Annotated in this window: 14 protein-coding genes and 1 pseudogene; 5 read left to right on the forward strand and 10 right to left on the reverse strand. The window is 34.3% G+C overall.

Annotated features, from left to right (window positions below; genetic code table 11):
- The 3 genes and pseudogenes from Q0543_RS15945 to Q0543_RS15955 all read right to left on the reverse strand — a co-directional run.
- Positions 1 to 185: pseudogene (locus Q0543_RS15945) on the reverse strand (hypothetical protein); the annotation flags it as partial.
- Positions 186 to 195: 10 nt separating this feature from the next.
- Complete coding sequence (locus Q0543_RS15950; RefSeq protein WP_299255416.1) at positions 196 to 825, reverse strand: biotin/lipoyl-binding protein; 630 nt, start codon at positions 823 to 825, stop codon at positions 196 to 198.
- 163 nt (positions 826 to 988) lie between these two features.
- Positions 989 to 1,600: a YkgJ family cysteine cluster protein gene (locus Q0543_RS15955; protein ID WP_299255418.1), complete on the reverse strand. Its 612-nt coding sequence runs from the start codon at positions 1,598 to 1,600 to the stop codon at positions 989 to 991.
- Positions 1,601 to 2,276: 676 nt separating this feature from the next.
- Between Q0543_RS15955 and Q0543_RS15960 the strand changes: the two genes are divergently transcribed.
- Positions 2,277 to 3,572, forward strand: a complete 1,296-nt coding sequence (locus Q0543_RS15960; protein WP_299255420.1) for an O-acetylhomoserine aminocarboxypropyltransferase/cysteine synthase family protein — start codon at positions 2,277 to 2,279, stop codon at positions 3,570 to 3,572.
- A gap of 248 nt (positions 3,573 to 3,820) precedes the next feature.
- On the opposite strand, the gene Q0543_RS15965 is transcribed toward Q0543_RS15960, so the two are convergent.
- From Q0543_RS15965 to Q0543_RS15985, 5 genes are all read right to left on the reverse strand, one after another.
- A complete protein-coding gene (locus Q0543_RS15965) occupies positions 3,821 to 4,705 on the reverse strand; it encodes a hypothetical protein (RefSeq protein ID WP_299255422.1) in 885 nt (294 codons plus the stop codon).
- A gap of 9 nt (positions 4,706 to 4,714) precedes the next feature.
- Positions 4,715 to 5,401 (reverse strand): class I SAM-dependent methyltransferase, encoded by a 687-nt coding sequence (locus Q0543_RS15970; protein WP_299255424.1) that lies wholly within the window; start codon positions 5,399 to 5,401, stop codon positions 4,715 to 4,717.
- Between the two features lie 138 nt (positions 5,402 to 5,539).
- Positions 5,540 to 9,496: an AAA domain-containing protein gene (locus Q0543_RS15975; RefSeq protein WP_299255426.1), complete on the reverse strand. Its 3,957-nt coding sequence runs from the start codon at positions 9,494 to 9,496 to the stop codon at positions 5,540 to 5,542.
- A complete protein-coding gene (locus Q0543_RS15980; protein ID WP_299255428.1) occupies positions 9,496 to 10,890 on the reverse strand; it encodes a DUF4403 family protein in 1,395 nt (464 codons plus the stop codon). The genes Q0543_RS15975 and Q0543_RS15980 overlap by 1 nt, the downstream gene beginning before the upstream one ends.
- A 128-nt stretch (positions 10,891 to 11,018) precedes the next feature.
- Positions 11,019 to 11,939, reverse strand: a complete 921-nt coding sequence (locus tag Q0543_RS15985; protein WP_299255430.1) for a PfkB family carbohydrate kinase — start codon at positions 11,937 to 11,939, stop codon at positions 11,019 to 11,021.
- A gap of 295 nt (positions 11,940 to 12,234) precedes the next feature.
- Here Q0543_RS15985 and Q0543_RS15990 point away from each other — a divergent pair, with 295 nt between their 5' ends.
- From Q0543_RS15990 to Q0543_RS16005, 4 genes are all read left to right on the forward strand, one after another.
- Positions 12,235 to 13,131 carry a hypothetical protein gene (locus Q0543_RS15990; protein WP_299255432.1) on the forward strand — a complete coding sequence of 299 codons (897 nt, stop codon included), beginning with the start codon at positions 12,235 to 12,237 and terminating at the stop codon, positions 13,129 to 13,131.
- A 27-nt stretch (positions 13,132 to 13,158) separates the two neighbouring features.
- Positions 13,159 to 15,855, forward strand: coding sequence for a CHAT domain-containing tetratricopeptide repeat protein (locus Q0543_RS15995; protein WP_299255434.1), 2,697 nt, complete (start codon positions 13,159 to 13,161; stop codon positions 15,853 to 15,855).
- A gap of 183 nt (positions 15,856 to 16,038) precedes the next feature.
- A complete protein-coding gene (locus tag Q0543_RS16000) occupies positions 16,039 to 16,794 on the forward strand; it encodes a hypothetical protein (protein ID WP_299255436.1) in 756 nt (251 codons plus the stop codon).
- Positions 16,795 to 16,976: 182 nt separating this feature from the next.
- Positions 16,977 to 17,303, forward strand: a complete 327-nt coding sequence (locus Q0543_RS16005; protein WP_299255438.1) for a multidrug efflux SMR transporter — start codon at positions 16,977 to 16,979, stop codon at positions 17,301 to 17,303.
- Between the two features lie 252 nt (positions 17,304 to 17,555).
- Here the strand turns inward: Q0543_RS16005 and Q0543_RS16010 are convergent, their stop codons facing one another.
- Both Q0543_RS16010 and Q0543_RS16015 read right to left on the reverse strand, forming a co-directional pair.
- Positions 17,556 to 18,395: a rhomboid family intramembrane serine protease gene (locus Q0543_RS16010; protein WP_299255440.1), complete on the reverse strand. Its 840-nt coding sequence runs from the start codon at positions 18,393 to 18,395 to the stop codon at positions 17,556 to 17,558.
- A 3-nt stretch (positions 18,396 to 18,398) separates the two neighbouring features.
- Positions 18,399 to 19,337, reverse strand: a complete 939-nt coding sequence (locus Q0543_RS16015; protein ID WP_299255442.1) for a hypothetical protein — start codon at positions 19,335 to 19,337, stop codon at positions 18,399 to 18,401.
- Positions 19,338 to 19,367: the final 30 nt, after the last annotated feature.

Consider the following 19,367-nt stretch of genomic DNA (forward strand, 5'->3'; position numbering starts at 1 on the left):
GCCAACGCATCGACGTATGCGCCATTTTTGTCTAAACCTGCGGCAAGCCCGACACGATTGGGGAAATTTAAACCCATGACAGTGCAGGGATCGGAAATGGGGGCTTTAAATAATAATTTATTTAAACCTAAGCTTTGTCCAATATTTATTCGTGCTATATCTTTTTCATCAACTTCTAATTCCAATTCAAATTGTTTACTTAAACCTATTACAGCAATAGCAGTTTGTGGTGTAATTAATTCGCCTTCGTCTTTTAATATGTCGTATACGGTACCATTCAATACTATAGTCTGATTTTTGTTTTTGTGTGAGTGTGTAGTTATTTGAGGCGCGTTTTGTATCATTTAACAACTGTCTTTTAGTTTGTAAAAATCGACTGTTTGTAATTTCGTAATTTGATTTTGATGTTTTATAGGTAAGTTCTCGTTGTTCAAATTCTATTTCCGTACCTATCTTTTGAGCCCACAAATTTTTCTGCTTAAAGTAAAGACTTGAATCGAGCTGAAGTTTTTGAAAGGCGATGTTTTTATTTAATTCTAGTTCTTGCAACTTGTCTGAATTTACTTTGCTATTCTCTTGGCTTAATTCAAGAGTAAGCATCGCATTATTTTGCGCCAACTCTGAACTAACATCATCTAAAAGAAAAAGTGTTTGACCAGCTTTAACCGTATCACCAGGTTTTACAAGTATTTTTTTTAATATTCCATTTACAGTTGAGTAAACAGCATACTGTTCTTTCGCTTTAGTTTTTCCAGAAGCATAAACCGATTCTGTTACATCTTTAACCTCAGGTTGTATGGATTCCTGTTTTTTTTTTACAAGCAAGTGTCAATGTAAAACAAAGCAAAAAAATAGTTGAATGTAAAAGTGGAATGCACATGATTGATCTATTTTAAAGGTAAATCAAGTTACCCATTTAAAGAGTACGAATCAATTGATAAGAATCACATTTAAAATACAAATGAGTCACATGAATTCAAAAAATGCATTAGGAAGCATTTTTATGATCTTCACTGGAAGGGTCACTATAATGAAAGTGGTTCAATACCATTTCGATTGCAAGCCGCATAGCTTCATTGATGGGGTATTGCTGTTTACTTAAATTATAATCAATATCAGAAAGTTGATTGTAATAGTTTGTTGCTAATGGAACCTGCAGTCCGTCATGGGCTTGTTTATTGACATCCACCTGCAATGTCGGAAAGGTAGATTTAATATCCTTACAGGCTAGTAAAGTTGATTCTCCACTTTTATCACGTGTAAAGGAAGATCCGAACAACCTACATACCAATGCCCGATATGCATAATCCGAACAGCCCCCTTTTTGTGTTTCCGTTTGTAGGGTTTTGTAGAGCGAACAAATCGGCGATTTGTTTGACAACAACGAATCGTAAATCGTCTCTGCTTGATTGTCTTTATATAAGTGGAACGCATAAGGAAGCATTTCCAGAATCGTTGCTTCTATATTTGGCGAGGTGCAGCATTTAGAACAACCCGTTATACATCCATAGTTTGCCTGCTTTTGAAAGGAAGCAAGATCTGAATCCAGCGATAAATAAAATTGAACAACTTGTAAAGAAATATCTTCTAAGTGCGACATTGGTATGAAATTTTTTTGTAATCCCACACCGAAAAAGTATCGGAGATTCTGTGTTCTGAAAAGATAGTTCTAATAGCTGATATTTCAATGTGAAAGATTAAAAAACGATAAAACTACAGATTTGCTACAGAATTGAATGCGCTTATAAATAAATAATTTAGTGGGTGGATATGATTTTTTTCAAGGGGAAATAATAGTGGTTTCCGTGTTCTATCAATAAAATATATAGTTATTGATATCTGTTTTGATGCAATTTATGAGACGTTTTTTATGTATTTAAGCACTTGTATTCAATGTGTTTTCTAGGCAACTGGTATGTGTTAATACGGATGGATTGAAGCCTTAAATAGTGTATATTCGAATACTCAAAAAATAGCTGTGTAGAAGGGGAAATAAATTTCAAATGATATACAAATAGGATATTCAGATACAGAATAGATACATTCACATCAGTACGGATAGAATAGATGGATTTAATTGTATTTTGTTGTATTTGTTATTAAAACAGAATATTATTTTAAAATTAATTGTTAAATTGTTATATTCAGAATAATATTCTTATGTTTGCCTTGACACTATCGTTTGGCTCTTTGTTATATTTACGAATTTATTCGATGCGGTTCGTCTAACAAGCCTTTAAATTTGGGTTTATTTAATCATTAAAAAAATAAGTATTATGTCTTTACAATTTGAAACATTACAGGTGCACGCTGGTCAAGAAGTTGATCCTACAACGCTTTCTCGTGCTGTTCCCATTTATCAAACTACTTCCTACGTTTTTAAGGACTCCAATCATGGTGCAAATTTATTCGCATTGAAAGAGTTTGGTAATATTTATACGCGTATCATGAATCCGACTACGGATGTATTTGAAAAACGTATCGCTGCCCTTGAAGGAGGTGTTGCTGCTGTGGCAACATCGTCTGGACAAGCGGCTCAATTTATAGCATTAACAAATATTCTTCAATCTGGAGAAAACTTTATCACAAGCTCTTTTTTATATGGAGGTACCTACAATCAATTTAAAGTATCTTTTAAACGATTGGGTATTGATGCACGTTTTGCGAATGGAACGGACGTTGATAGTTTTGAAAAACTGATTGATGCGAAAACAAAAGCAATCTTTGTTGAAACGATTGGTAATCCTGAATTTAGTATTCCTGATTTTGAAGCTTTTGCTGCCTTGGCAAAAAAACACGACTTGCCATTAATCGTTGACAATACATTTGGTGCAGGCGGTTATTTATTTAGACCGCTTGAACATGGCGCAAACGTTGTTGTTGAATCTGCAACAAAATGGATTGGCGGACATGGTACTTCTGTAGGTGGGGTTATTGTTGATGGTGGTAATTATAATTGGGGGAATGGTAAATTCCCACAATTCTCTGAGCCATCTGATGGATATCATGGTTTAGTATTCTGGGATGTATTTGGTACGAATGGTCCATTCGGTAATATCGCATTTGCTATTCGTGCACGTGTTGAAGGCTTACGTGATTTTGGTCCGTGTCAAAGTCCGTTTAACTCATTCTTATTACTTCAAGGTATTGAGACCTTGTCTTTACGAATGGAACGTCACGTACAGAATACACAAGCTGTAGCGGAGTGGCTTGAAAAACACGCGCAAGTTGAAAAGGTAAATTACCCAGGTTTAGCATCTAGTAAATACCATACTTTAGCAAAAAAATATTTGAAAAAGGGATACGGTGCTGTATTGTCTTTTGAAGTGAAAGGTGGCAAAGATAAGGCTTCTGAGTTTATCAATAACTTAAAAATGATCAGCAATTTGGCGAACGTAGGGGATGCAAAAACATTGATCATTCATCCAGCATCTACTACGCATCAACAATTAAGTGATGATGCACAAATTGTTGCAGGCGTTACTCCAGGCTTATTGCGTTTATCTATTGGTATTGAACATGTGAGCGATATACTTGCTGATTTAGAAAATGCGTTTAATGCAATTAAATAAATAATGCATTGATATTGTTTGTTTGTAACAATAATCGAAAAATAATTTAATATATTTTAAAGGGCATTGATCGCTTCAATAGTAGTTGAAATTGTCAATGCCCTTTTTTATATTTGGCATGACAGCCAATCTTTTCGTTGTGCCTTTTCGGCCAGCATTTATGAATTGAAAGAATAATGTTTTTTTTGTTCTAAATTTGAATAGCTTTTGTCTTTATGTTTTAACCAAGCAACTCTAAATTAAAAAGGTTATTTTATTTTTTTGTTATTAATTCGTACGCTGAATAGTTTTCCTTTTTCATTGCATACCCGTAATTCATTTTCATTATACAAGCAAATCCCTTCCGTTTGTCCGCCGGTAGAAAATTTAATTACACCAAAAGGTATTAACTCAATTGCTGATTTTTTTTGAGATATTTCAAATAAAAAAATTCTGCCATATAGTAGTACTGCTAGTTCTTTTCTTTTTCTAAGGGTGCTGTAATGAAACGAACAATCTGTAATCATTCCTTTCATGTGTATTTTTTGCACAACGATTGCAGTGTGTACAGCAGTATCTTGCGCTAGTTGATACATCTTGACCGGGCCTTTCTCCCAATTTTTTGAAAGTAAGTAATAGCTGCTGTCTTGAATGAAAAAAGCCTCGCAGTCGTAATTTTTGCTTTCAGCATTATTTATAGTTCGTTGTTGATCTTCGTAAATAAAAGTATGTTGAATTGTGTGATCGGTATGTGTATTGTAATCATACAAACAGAGATCTTTTCTCTGACTAGTATTGTTACCCATATCGCCAATAACCAAATGCGGATGTTGTAAACTGTCTTTATAAAAAACCATTGATTCCCAATCATGGTTGCGACTGTCGGGGATTATTTTGGTATCTAATAGTTTTCCTTTTTCATTGATGGCAAATACTTCTGGTTTGCAGCCACTATCATTTAATGTATAATAAATATCAAAAATAGAGTCGGGTTTTACTAAGGCTGAACTTTCACAAATAACGGAATCCATTTGTGCAATTTTATGTATTCTAGCACGCAATGTTTTTATATGTTTTCCATCAATCTTATTTGCACCAGGCGTCAAGATTGCTTGGATAAAGAAGACAATAGAATAGAATAAGGAAAGGATCATACAAGACAACTATGTATTGAGGTCGTTTAGGAAAGTATGTTTGTCGATATGGTCGTCAACATCTTCTGTATTTAATTGTGTATGGATTTCATCCGCTTCCATATCTTTTAGATAGAATTTTAATTCGCCTTTGATATGGGTAGAAATTAGTTTGAATGTTTTTGGGACATAAAACTCTTCGGAATAATACGTGACCAATTTTGTACCTACAGGAACTTTGTTTAATTCATTAAAAATATGATTTACATAAGTCATATACATATCTACTGAAATTTCACTGTGTCGATCAATAACAGAAGTCGTATCTATTTTTTCTTGAAAGGAATTGAAAAAATAAATTCCATCGTAGCCACTAAAATCCATTTGTAATACATCTTTTTGAAAGAAGGATGTATTCGGAATTGCGTATTTTGTTTTTATTGAATTTGATATGTCAATCAAATTCTGACGAATGTCTACTCCATAAAAATCTGATTTTGGATGGAGTGTAGCCCCAACCAAACAAAATTTACCAACGCCGCTGCCAATATCAAGAACCTTAACATTCTTTTGATTGCATAAATATCCCGCAGACAATTTGGCTACATAGACAGAGGTCCAATGACGATCAGATAATTCACGTATTTCAAATGGGTATATCGCGTCGAATTGTTCGTCGGGTATATTTTTGAGAATACGTAATTGATCAAGAATCATGATAAAATATGGGTTGTAAATATAATTATGTTATAAGCATTTTAATTTATTTTGCCATGGTTGTGTTTTTTCAACCAACCATTCTCAATATTTTCTACAATTCATTTGACTGAGTTTGTTTTCGATTCCTTTTTTATTTTATTGGGATGAAACATGTTTACTGAAAACGGATGTTCTAAGCTCCTCCGAAGATGTTGCGTATAGCGTTCTTGAAAAGAGGTGTTGATATGCCCAGCCTTTTTGTTGTAATAAAAGGGGTTTATTGAAATGCCAGTATTTAGCATATTCAATATTTTTATATCGTTCGTCGTCTGTGTCAATCAGCGAATTGGTATTTTCAGTCTGCAGGGTTAAACTTGCAAATGGATAAACAGGTCTAATGTTTATTGATGCATTTGGTTGCAATAAGTCAACAACTTTTTGTGCAGTTGATGTAGATGAAATAGTCGAAGCATTTTTTGCAAAGAAATTATCTCTATCAAACTGTTGGCAATCCCAAGCGTATTGTAGATACTCTTTTAATACCCGCGGACCTTCGTGTTTCAAGGTATCCGTTCTAAGTTCTTGAGGCATGATACTTGCAACAACAATCACTTGTTCCCGCGCTCTAGATACTGCAACATTCATACGCTTTTCGCCCCCTTGCATATTTAAACTGCCAAACAGCATAGAAAATTTTCCGTTGATATCAGGTGCATAGCCAATAGAGAAAATAATTACATCGCGTTCATCACCTTGAACGTTTTCAATGTTTTTAACAAAAACTTCTTCTGGTATTGAAATGTGTTTTGCAATTGCTTGCTCTTCCAATAAATCTTGAATGTAGGTAGCTTGTTGAAAGTTGAAACAAACAATACCAATAGAATGTTTTTTGTTTTGAATAAGTTCTAAGGTTATCGCAACTACTTTTTCAGCTTCAATCTTATTGAGACTACTCGACCATACACCAGCTACTTTGTAATAACTTATGGGTTTGATATCTGAATGAATGTCTGAATAGCTTGGTATGTAGTTTAATTTATTATTATAAAATTTTTGGTTTGAAAAGGCAATCAGTTCTGGATACTTACTTCGGTAGTGGCCAGTTAGTAAAATGCTTGACAAATATCTTCCACCTAAATCTAATAAAGAGTCGATCTCAATATCGGCTTCGTTTTCTGCTTCATCGTCCCAGCGTACGCGATATAAATCGCTTGGAGGGAGTTGTTGCGAATCACCTGCAATCACTACTTGCTTGGCCCGATACATGGCAGGTAAGCTATGCTCGGTATAACATTGGGATGCTTCGTCAATAATGATTAAATCAAATAATTGTTCAAGCGGAAAAACGCAGGATACCTGTTCGGGTGACATCATCCAACACGGAATTAAGGAAAATACCTCTTGCGCATATTCTTGCATTAATTTGCGCATGGGCCATACGCGTTTCTTTTTAGTTGTTTGATGTTGTAAGTCGCGATACGTAACTCGATTTTGCAATCGATTAAATACCATATCCCGATACGTTTGTTCTCGCAATTTTCCTAGAATCATTTCGAGAGAAAGCGTTTTGCGTTTTTCAGAATGTGTTTCCCAATCTTGTGCAAATTGTTTCCAACGAAGTGTATCTAAACTTTTAAGAATAGGATAAACCAATTCTACGTGCTGAATCCAATGCGCTAAGATTGATTGCTCTACAATGTTACTCCATGTAGAGGCAGGAAACTTTTCAGCCTGTTGTTCGATGCGTTGAATGCAAATTCGATCTGTCGGACTTAAGGATTCTAATAAGCTATCTAGATGTGTAATGTCGTTTATATGTGTTTCAATAAATACCATCCATTCCGTCAATAACGGTGCATGTTCTATAAAAATGTGTTGTTGTACACTGCTGAAATACGTACTATTTTCCGATAGTTGTTCAGCTAATTCTACCTGTGCGTGTTGTGTCTTTGATAGTAGCGAAACAATCGTTGTTGATATATTGCCCAGTATATATTGAGAAAGAGATGGGTTTTTAGATTCCATCTCTTGAATGTCATGATGTAGATGTTGTATAGTCTCTTCAACGTGACGTATCGAGGCTGCATTCTTTAAATCAAATGTATAGGATGTATGCTTGCTTAAATCAGCTACATAGTTTTCTACTAGTAAGATTTGTTGTAGTGTTGCAATCATATTATCCATTGGTGTAGACTTGATTTCAACGCCAATGGATACAGCAAATGATTTTATTTTTTTATAATCCGAAGAAAATAATTTAAAAAAGAACCAAGAAAATGGATTGGCTTGTTTTACTTTCGCTGTAATTAAAAGAGTTTGTAATGTATGCAGTTCCGAAAATGAGTAGGTGTTGAATACCAATCCATACTTTTGTGTTGTAGCCGAAAGTGATTCAATGAGTGGTTGGATGGTATTCAGTTGTACAGGTAAGCTAAAACTGTTCCATATTTTTTGCACTTCTGGCTTGTTCAAGGCATCTACAAATGAACCAACCAGACTCGTATTTTCTAAGAAAAAATTGTATTGATTTAAAACGTTCGTTGCGTTCGTTCCTATAAATTGATGTGCAAAGTGATCGATACTTAATTTTAATGATTGTGCTTTCGTCTTCCAAATATCAAATAGTGTTGTCGTAAGTACAGGCATTTCTATGCGATACTTCCACAGTGATACGTTGGGAAAAGGGATTGCAGAATAAATACTATAGGTTTGAACGGCATACACCAAACGTTCCAACTCTTTGGCAGGATAGTGCGTGTATATGTCGCTTAGATTAATACGCTGATTTGAATCACTCGCTTTTAAATATAATTCGTGCGCGCTAAAGCCACACACATGGGCATCAAATAGTGCATTTCTAAATTCTTCGCTGTGCGTATTTAGTTGTGTCAGTAGTTTTACAGAAGACGAAAATTCTCGTTCCATATGAATAGCATCCAGGCCATTGTTCATGGTTTGATACGTTTCAATATTCTCAATCTGTTTGTCTATTTTAACATACAAAGCACGTTGATCGAATTTAACATCGTGAACCAATGCAAAAAAATCATTCAACGATTTTTGTCCAAGACGTTTTGCAACTACTTCCAAAGCTGCTCGTTTATGCGACACTACCAATATTTTTTTCCCTGCTGCAATCGCAGAGCAAATCATATTACAGATGGTTTCGGATTTTCCAGAACCTGGCGGACCTTGTATGACGATGGATTTTCCTGATAATACTTCGCGCACAGCAAATTCTTGTGATGCATCCATACTGTATGGTGTCATCAAGTCTTCTTTGTAGGGATCGTTTGGTAAGATGATGTTATTACGTTCCGCAAAGAAATTTTCTAAGGATGTTTCAGTAAGTTGCTGCGCCCACACATCGTAGTCTGCAGCAATCGTAGAACCTGCTTGTGGGAAGATGCCTAAGACTGCATTGGTCTGTATGCGCATTTCGCCTAAGGCGTACAGTTCTTCAAACTCTTGTCGTTTGTATGTTTTAAGTGCAGGAACTTCTTGTTGAAAATAGGCTGTACTGAATAAAAATTCGAGTTTGGTTTTCTTTAACCATTCATACAGTTGTGTTCTAAATTCGGTTGGGTCAGAGGAAAACTCTTCGAAGTCTTCTTCCAATACCTCATCGGAAATAATTAAATCATGGTAATGCGCAAAAGCCAACAATAAACTTTTATTGAGATGTATGCTTCGACTCTCTCTCTTTAAGAACCATACATTTCCTTCCATTATTAATTGTACCGGAAAAAATAATAGGGGTGCTCGAAATGGTGTGCCTTCTTTCCATTTTCCTTCTGCAAACAACCAGCCTACATAACATTCATACAAGCCCCGCTCTTCGTATATTTGTCCGAGTTTGCGATATATTTTTTTTAGTGTAGAAGAAACAACTTGCACCTTCTCAACCCGAGGCTCTTGAACGGGAGCAAGTCGAATTGTTTTCTTTTCAGTTAGTAATTCTTCTATATAATGGAATGCCCCATGTTTATCTAAAAAATGCAATTCATTCAAATCTAATTCTTGCGTGGCAGATAAACGCAAAAATAGTAAAGAACGATTCCCTGTTGTGAGATCGTATAAACGCTTGCGGTAGGTCTTTACTATTTTTTCCATTATTGAAAATCTATTCCTTTGATAGACATACGCATGGATCCGGTTGCATAAATAACTGCTTTGATGGATTCCTTCGTTACAAATATTTCTTTCGGTTCAAGTTCTGTGATATTTGCTTTTACAGATACATTTTTTGTGATGGTGTAATTGCTTATATAAGAATTTGCTTGTTTTTTAATCTCGATTAAATCTGCAGCTAAGGAATATCGAAGGGCTTCTTGCATGCGCTTGGTAAGCGTACTTTTCAAAATCCAATTTCCCGTTTTAACCATTGCATTTTTAGTCTCTATGGAATAATCTAAGTTCTTTAAATAGATGGTTTGAGAAACAGAATCGTATGTTGGTTTTCCTCTCAAATAAATAAAACCGGTAATGCTTCCAGACACTTTTGTTTTAACAATTAAATTATCTCCACCACCATAAATATAAATACTATCGATGCGTACTTTTTTCTTTCCGTTTGAAGAGCTGAATGTTTGTCCACCTAAATGTTGCGTAGCAATTTTCCCTGCTTCTTCATACGTCATATCATTTACCAAAGAAATAGTAAAATTACCCGCTGCATTATTAATGTATGTTGCATTGGGTAAATTGGTAAGCTTTGTTTCAGGCTTTTTTCCTACAAACGTTTCTGTGACCCCATCGATACGGATTGAAGCTCGAGCATAGTCTTTGTCACCTGACAAAGGCGTTACAAAAATCGCTGAAGGACGTATGCGCAACCATGCTGTTGGGTTCTCATATACTTGTATGGGCTGGTGCATTGCGTTCCAGCCTTCTTCCACATATTTTCGTAATTCAACTTGGTTTTTTATTTCATTGTCGATAGACTCTGTTATTACTTTTTGTTGCGACTTGATTACGCGATCTGCAATAAATGTTATCGGCATTGAAATACTGCCACCAGTGATAACAGGTTTTTGTATCCAATCGTACTTTTGTAAACTTGTTTGTGGTTCCAATTTCCAAAATACTCCAATTTTCAATTTGGTGTTGAAGGTCATGCGTAAGGAAGCATCGGCTGTAAATTCATCCGAAATATTTAATCCAAACTGATTGATTTCCCATTTTATTTTTGCCCATATTTTAATGGGTACTTCATAGACAATGTCTTCACCTTTCATTGAAAGCAGAATGGGACTCACTTTCCATACTTTCATCAATACGCCATCTTCGTAATCGGTGTCGTCGTAGATGAGGCCGTTTAATTGCGCATTCAATTGCGTTTCAATTTCACGTAGGGATAATTCAATTGGTACTACTACATGTGAAACAGGCGCTTTATACTCAAGTGTCTGGTACGCTTCGGTAGGTGCTTGTGGTTTTACAGAACGGCAAGAGGATGCAATCAAAAAAGAAAGCGCAGCAAAAATATAGGGTGCCAATTTATTCATTCTGTGAAAGATGTTTGAGTGTATTTTACTATATAATATACGAATAAAATATATGATTCGTATGTTTGCTATATAACAAATCAGCCTTCGTTGGAAGGCTGATTTGTTATGTTATTAAAGAAAGTGAATTATAAATGAATTTCAAATTGAACCAAATCCACAAATTCTTGCAAGCGATCGTCCAATTCTTTTTTGCTTAATCCAACTATGCGTTCTGTTCCAAATTTCTCTACACAGAAGGAAGCCATTGCAGAGCCGTATATAATGGCACGTTTCATGTTTTCGAAAGAGGTATCTTTTGTACTTGCAATATAGCCGATAAATCCACCAGCAAACGTGTCTCCAGCGCCGGTCGGATCAAACACATCTTCTAATGGTAATGCAGGAGCAAAGAATACTTGGTCTTTGTTGAATAATAAAGCACCGTGTTCGCCTTTTTTAATGATTAATACTTTTGGTCCCATTGCGATGATTTTGCGAGCTGCTTTAACCAAAGAGTACTCTCCAGAAAGCTGACGTGCTTCTTCATCATTTATTGACAACACATCAACCAAAGCCAATGTTTGTTTTAAATCATCCATTGCAATGTCCATCCAGAAATTCATGGTATCCATAACAATTAACTTCGGACGTTTTGTTAAACGTTCAATAACGGTGCGTTGTACAGCCGGAGCCAAATTACCCAACATTAAATATTCGCAATCTTGATACGTAGCAGGAATGATTGGATCAAATGAACCCAATACATTAAGTTCTGTAACCAAAGTGTCACGCGTGTTCATATCGTTGTGATATTTGCCCGACCAGAAAAACGTTTTTTCATTTTCTTTAATCTGCAAACCATCCGTATTGATGGAATGCGATTGAAGCATAGATATATCAGACGTTGGGAAGTCGCTACCGACAACACCTACCAAGTTGATTTTGGGGTTGAAATACGAAGAAGCTAAACTGATGTAGGTAGCAGCACCACCTAAAATTTTATCTGTTTTACCGAAAGGGGTTTCAATTGCGTCAAAAGCAACCGAACCAACTACTAATAAGCTCATAATACAATTAATTTATCTGCAAATATTGGTGCAATTGTGCTAAATCCCAAGCATATGGAGGAATATAAATCAACAATTGGAGCATTTATTGAAAATTTGTAAGAATATTTTTTTGCTAATGTTCTTGTAGTGTACTGTATATCTTAAATTGAAATAAGAATATGGATGACTGTTTTGTTATTCTATTGTTCAATCGCCTATTTTTTAGTAGTTTAGATGCGTAAATTTTTAAATTAATATGCTAAAGTGTTATTGTTTTTCCAAAAGTTTTTTATTGATAGCCACACTTTTATTTATGTCTGGTTTTGCAAAGGGGCAGGGCTGTAGTGATGCAGGCTTTTGTACAATGGGCGCCATGCGACCCAATCAAAGTTATAGTTCAAAATCGTCCATTAAATTGCGCTCTGTTGAATTCTTGCAATATGTGGGTGTAACAAAATTTAACGATGTCATTCTTACTTCCTTGGTTGATATAAATCTAGCCGTTGGAAAGCGAGGATCTGTTCAATTAAAACTTCCCTATACGTTTGTTTCAGGGCCATTGGCCCATACATCGGGTATGTCAGATATTTCGTATTCCTATACACACGCATTGTTGCGAAAAAAAACATTTCAAATTTTAGGGACAGTTGGGGGTAAATTGCCTACAAATAATTCCAATAAATTAAGCTCAGATGGAAGAGCCTTGCCCATGTATTACCAAACAAGTTTAGGAACGTATGATATTGTTGCAGGTATATCTTTCGTTACAAGAAATTGGTTGGTTGCCGCAGGGTATCAGCAAGCATTAAATAAAAACGACAACCAATTTAGGTGGTCGCAGTGGTCTGGCAGCTCGCTTAATGCACAAGCCTTAGAGTATTCGGTTTCCTGGGATTTGAAACGAGGTAAGGATGTTATGTTTCGTGTAGAAAGAAATTTTCGTTCTACAAAATGGAATGCATATGTTGGACTGTTATCAATTTATCGATTTACAAAGGACGAAGTTTCAAAAGGTACAGAGAATGTTCGTGTATTGGCAACAGGTACAGATGGCGTAGCAATCACTGCATTAACGGGTATTGGATATCGTTTTAATACAGTTGTAGCTATAAAAGGCTTGTTTGGTTATAAAGTTCTTAGTCGATTGCATAATGCGGACGGACTTTCACGAGATTACGTTTCAAGTCTAAGTCTTGAAATTCAATTTTAAAATTAAATCAATCTTTTTTTTAAGAATATGAAAAGCATTTTATCTACAGGGATTTATTTATTTTTCAGTTTAACTCTTTTGGCACAAACGGAGCAAACCTTTATTGATATAGCCGATAGCTTATTTGAATTGGGTGAATATGAAACAAGTAAAACAGCGTATGAAAACGTTGTAATTAAGAAGCAATCAAAAATTTCTCCGCAGTATTTATATTGTCAAACTCAAATTGTGGAATGCGATATTCGTTTAAATAATTTGGAAGAAGCACAGTCGCTTGTCACAAATTGTTTAACTTTTTGTCCTGACAACTTAATAAGCGAACGGGCATTATTAGAAAATAGTCAAGCTAAAATTTTATATCAAAAAGGGCAATTAGAACAAGCTTCGAACCAAATTCAACATGCGATTCAAATCCTTCAAAGAAGCTCAATGAATCAAGGATTAGCTCTTGCCGAATGTTACAATACCCAAGGATTGATTGATTGGATAGCTGGTAACGATGAAAAAAGTTTGGAATACTTTAACCAATCGCTGGAGTTACGCAAGAAAATTTTTGGTGAAAAATCCCATCAAGTAGCAGGGGTATATAATAATTTGGGATTGGTATATTCTGGTTTTGATTTAGATCAATCCTTAGGTTATTATGGAAAGGCATTGGTTATTTATGAAAAAATTTATCCGAGAAATCATCCTGCATTGGCTATTGAATACAGTAATCTCGGACAAATATATAGAAAGCAAAAGGTATACAATACATCCTTGGTGCAATATGAAAAAGCCCTTGCAATTTGGAATGAACGGTATGTAGATGCCCATCCCAATAAGGCGTTCGTCTATTCAAGCATTGCTCAAGTAGTGCAAGACAAAAAGGAGTATACTTCTGCATTAGAATATGCAAACAAAGCATTGGCTATTTATAAAACAGCGTATGGAGAAGTACATCCAAATACAGCTGCGTGTTATACATTGATTGCTGGAATTTATTCAGATCAAGGTGATTACAACAATGCATTGATCGTTATTCAAAAATCGCTCATTTCAAATTGTAGTTCATTTTCTAAATCCGATTACACAGCCAATCCTATAATTAAAGAATATTTTGATGGAAAATTGCTCTTGTCGACCTTAACGTTGAAAGGAGTGGTTTTGTCAAAACGTGAGTCTGAAAAAACATTAAGACTTAAAGATTTGTCCTTGGCGCTATCGACCTATCAATCTTGCGATACCTTATTGGATAAGCTACGACAAACACGAACAAGTAAAAATGATAAAGTTGCATTGGGTATTTATAGCTATGATGTCTATGATAAAAGCATTGAGTTATGTTTGTTGTTGGCACAAAATACCTTTAGAAAGGAATTCTATTTAACGAAGGCGTATTATTTTGTAGAAAGAAGTAAGGCGTCTGTATTGCAAGAGTCTATTGCAGAATCAAAGGCTAAAATGTTTGCAGGTATTCCCAGTGCTGAAATTGAACAAGAAGATACCTACAAAGCTACCATTACATATTTGGAACAAAAGTTAGCGAAGGGTATAACGGATGAATTGATGATGAAAAATGTGGCGGCACAGCTCTTTGAAGTAAAAAGGAAGTACGAATCATTTATACATTCGCTTGAAATAAATTATCCAGCCTATTATAATTTGAAATACAACGTGCAGCCGATACAGTTAGTAGTACTTCAGGCCCTATTAAAACCAACAGATTGTATCGTAGAATATTTTATTTCCGAGCAAACAAATACCATTCAAATATTTAGAATAACTCAAAAGGATTATAAAGTCTATTCCGTACCATTAATGAGTACGTATGATAAGTATATATCCGGAATGCGTAATGCTATAAAATTTAATAATAAATCTTTATTCATTAAAACAGCATCAACACTTTACGATCAGCTTATTCCTTCCTTACCTAGTTCATGTACGCATTTAATTATAATTCCAGATGGTAAAATGGGAGCAATTCCGTTTGAAGCATTGCTAAAATCAAAACCTAAAACCGATACAGTAGATTATGCTCAATTAGATTTTTTAATCAAAAAATTTGCTGTGAGCTATACCTATGCAGGCTCTTTGTATGCCAAAGCAGGAAAGAGAAAAACAGATCAATCTATTTTGTTGTTTGCACCGGTAAACTTTAATTCTTCAAGTGATATAGCTTCATTGCCCGGCACCTTGGTTGAAGTAGATTCATTAAAAGAATTGTTTAATGGAAATAGTACACCAATAGTGTATACCTATGAAGCTGCATCAAGAAATATATTGATAAATGATTCGATTAGTCAGTATTCAATCATCCATTTAGCAACGCACGGATTGGTTGATGAAGACCAACCAGAATTGTCTTGTATTTATACCTACGGAACAACTGAAGAAAATGATCGTGTATATTCAGGAGATTTATATAACATTCATTTAAATGCAAATTTAGTAACACTTTCCGCCTGCCAAACGGGTTTAGGTAAAATAGCAAAAGGTGAAGGATTGATTGGTTTATCGCGCGCCTTGTTTTATGCAGGCGCAGATAATATTAGTGTATCGTTATGGAAGGTTTCGGATCAATCAACACAAGTGTATATGAATTATTTTTATGGAAATTATTTAAAAGAAGCGCATACAACTTTTGTAGAAGCATCTCGCGAAGCAAAATTAAAATTGTTGTATTCAGAGAAATTTAACAGTCCATATTACTGGTCAGCATTTATACTTATTGGGGAGTAGTTTGTAATTATAAATTAGAGTTATTCGCAATATTTTAATTTACAGAGGATTCTTTTTTTTTAATTTAATTATCTGTAAATTAAGTGTTAAGGACTGAATTGAAGTTGATTCACTTTTTGAATTAGCTAAATCTAGAACGGATTAATATATTTGTTTCACTTTAAACTTTTAACTATTTATTTTATGTCAAAATCAATCAAATTTCCATTTATTATTTTTTGTGTACTAATGATATTAATGGTGTCTTCATGTAAGAAAAATAAAGATGAAGCTCCCCAGCCTGCAGCATTTGCATATAGCAACGCTAAGTTAAATCAAAGATGGATGGTAACAAATAGCAACCGTACCAATGGTGCTCCAGTATCTACATTGATTGCTATTGAGTTTGTAAACAATGCTTTTGTATTGTATTTTCCTAATGATAGTATTGTTACTGGCGTATATGCAACAATGGGTTCGGATTTAATTATTTTAGGTTCTTATGGTACGCTAAAAGTGAATACACTATCGGATTCAAACTTTGGATTTGAGTTAATTGTTAATGGTTCAAAATCAATTTTTACTTCAGCAAAAGCTACTCAAGCTATCGCAGATTCTGACATGACAAACAAAATTTGTAAAACTTGGAAACTAGTTGAATATACAATTGCAGGAATGAAAGAATCACCACAAAATAGTGAAGTAACTTTTAATAAATTTGGTACGTATTTAACTAAAGATGTTGAATATGGAATAGCCGACATAGCCTCTAATACTTGGATGTGGTCAAATACGGATGAAAATCTTATCTGTTATGGCGCATGGGATGGCGGAAATATTAGTTCTTGTGATGGATTGGGTCAAGTATCCATTGAAATATCTGCGGATGGTAAAAGCGCAATCATGGAGGAAATGGATGAAGATTTCGGGAGTATAACGTATAAGCTTGAATTGAAATAAAATTACAATCTTATTGACAAAGTCCTTGGGTTATTATAATCCAAGGACTTTTTTTTAATAGTGATTATTTTGAATAAGTTTGCGTTTGTAAAAAATGTATTGAATAATTTAATTAAGCATTACATATTAAATTAAAATTGCATCATTGAAATGGGGCACAGTAGTTATTTTAAATTAAAATTATGAATTGGATTATACTTGTTATCGCAGGCTTATTTGAAGTTCTTTTCGCCTTTTGTTTGGGGAAAGCAAAAGAAACCATTGGAATGACTTCGTATCTGTGGCTTCTTGGGTTTGCAATAATTTCAGCTACAAGCATGTATTTATTATACAGGGCAACTCAATCCTTACCTATTGGTACTGCATATGCCGTATGGACAGGCATTGGAGCAGTAGGGACTGTAATTGTAGGAATGATTTTTTTTAAAGAACCAGCAGATTTTTGGCGATTGGTTTTTTTAACAACCTTAATTGCATCCATTATAGGCTTGAAGTTTGTTACGAACTAAAAATAGATATTATATGTCGGCACTTAAAAAATTCATTAAATAAGTAAGAAAAAAATACGATTACGTGCTACCAAAATTCGCCGTGTTTGTGTTTTTTCGATCAAACACCTGCTGAATTCAACGATTACGTAGTAAGCAGTTTTAATACTACATTTCTGAATTCAACAACATTGAATTGATTTTTTATTTATAGTTCAATCTGTTGTTAAATGGTGATAGTATTCTTTTTAAGTAAATAAATATTCACTATTACTATCTGTTAGAATATTCCTCTAGTGCTCTTTTCTCTTTTTCGCTTAAGCTACTCATACCTTTATTAGATATCTTATCAAGTATGGTGTCAATTTCTTTTTGTTTACTTGCTTTTGCTTGGTTGTACCGATGATCCATTGTAAGGTGTTGATCGTGATTTTTAAAATACAAATTGTCGATTAGCAGTGCTTGTGGCTTGAGTAGTACAAAAGCTATAAATCCAATTGCGGGCAAGAGTATTGCCAGAACTGTGAATGTATTCGTTATGATTGCTGAAGGTTGCAGCATTAGAGCTATAAGTACCCCAATTACCAAGCCTCCTAAATGCGCTTCATGCCCAATATTGTCGCGCTTGGATTTTACTCCATAGATTGTATATACTACATATACGAGCCCGAATAGCCACGCTGGAATATGAATGGGTAAAAATAAAAATCCAATCCCCATGCCTGGGAACAAAACAATAGATGCGAATACGATCCCACTTACAGCGCCAGATGCACCAACTGCTGTATAGTCGCCATGATTGCGGTGTACAAATAGTGAAAACAAGCTGCTTCCAATTAAGCTAGCGAAATAAATCAATATAAAAGGAATGATGCCAAGGTAGTTTTCAATACTACCACTAAATGCATATAAGGTATACATATTCGAAGCAAAGTGCATCCAGCCTACATGTAAAAAGCCAGAAGTGACAATACGCTTATACTCTTTATGTATCAAGATTCGATCAACTTCGAATTTAAATCGATCAAAAAATACCTGACTACGTAATCCTTGATACGTTACTAATAGGTTGATGAGTATTAATATTAGTGCAATGATGCTTGTTTCATTCATTGGTTATAGAGGGTTTTTAATGTATTCGTATATTTCTACTTCAACTAAAATCCCCTTTTCTTCAACATAACGTATCCTTTTATTATGGATTTTGTATTTGTTTTTTTTAGTTTCGTTTTTCGTTTTTGTTCTTGTGACGAAATACGGCTGTGTCGTCTTGCATGTTTTTATTAGTGAATCCTCATATAAATATTGATATGTTTTTATATATGAATAGGGTAAGGGTTTGTTGTAGTATGCTTTTTCGGATATGTTTTCTTGTATGATGTCACTATATAGGTTAAGAACTGAAGTTGTATGGATTATTAGTTTTCTGTAGAAGATAGGTTTATGTCTACTTCTTTGTCTTTTATATGGATAGTCTTTATTTTTTGCAGAATTTCTGTGATAATGTCTTTTGTAATATTTCTCCACTGAATATTTATGAACACTATCGCTAGAATATTTAAAATAACCGATACGTTTTCCATTTGAATATCGTTTTATTATTTCTTCATTTTTTTTATAATGAATATATGAAATGTTTTGTTTTGAAAAAGGCTTTATAATAAATGTCTTTTTATAAATAGTTTTATTTTTCCATGAATAATTTTTTGTTCCTTGTTCCTTGTTTGAAAAGTTAATAACTTTTGCCGTATGTAATTCATTTATTATTCTATCATTCAAATCATAATAATATTTAAATGTGTCATAAGAAATTAAATATAGAACGGAATCAAGGTATGTTTCACTTCGGGTTGTCAATTCATTTGTTCTTCCTTTATCATTTATGATTCTCGTTCCTTGTAGAACTTTTTTTCCAGCACTATCTACCTTATAAGTTAAAATTTCTGAAATATGATATTTTTTTAACGTATCTGGATTTAAGGATTGAGCATGCAGAGACATGCAACTAATTAATAAGTTCGCAGTGATTAAAACATATTTAAGAACCTTACTCATACAGTATTCATACTATTTGTTGGGGACTTT

Source organism: uncultured Cytophaga sp. (genome assembly GCF_937863595.1).
Taxonomy (GTDB): Bacteria; Bacteroidota; Bacteroidia; order Cytophagales; family Cytophagaceae; genus Cytophaga.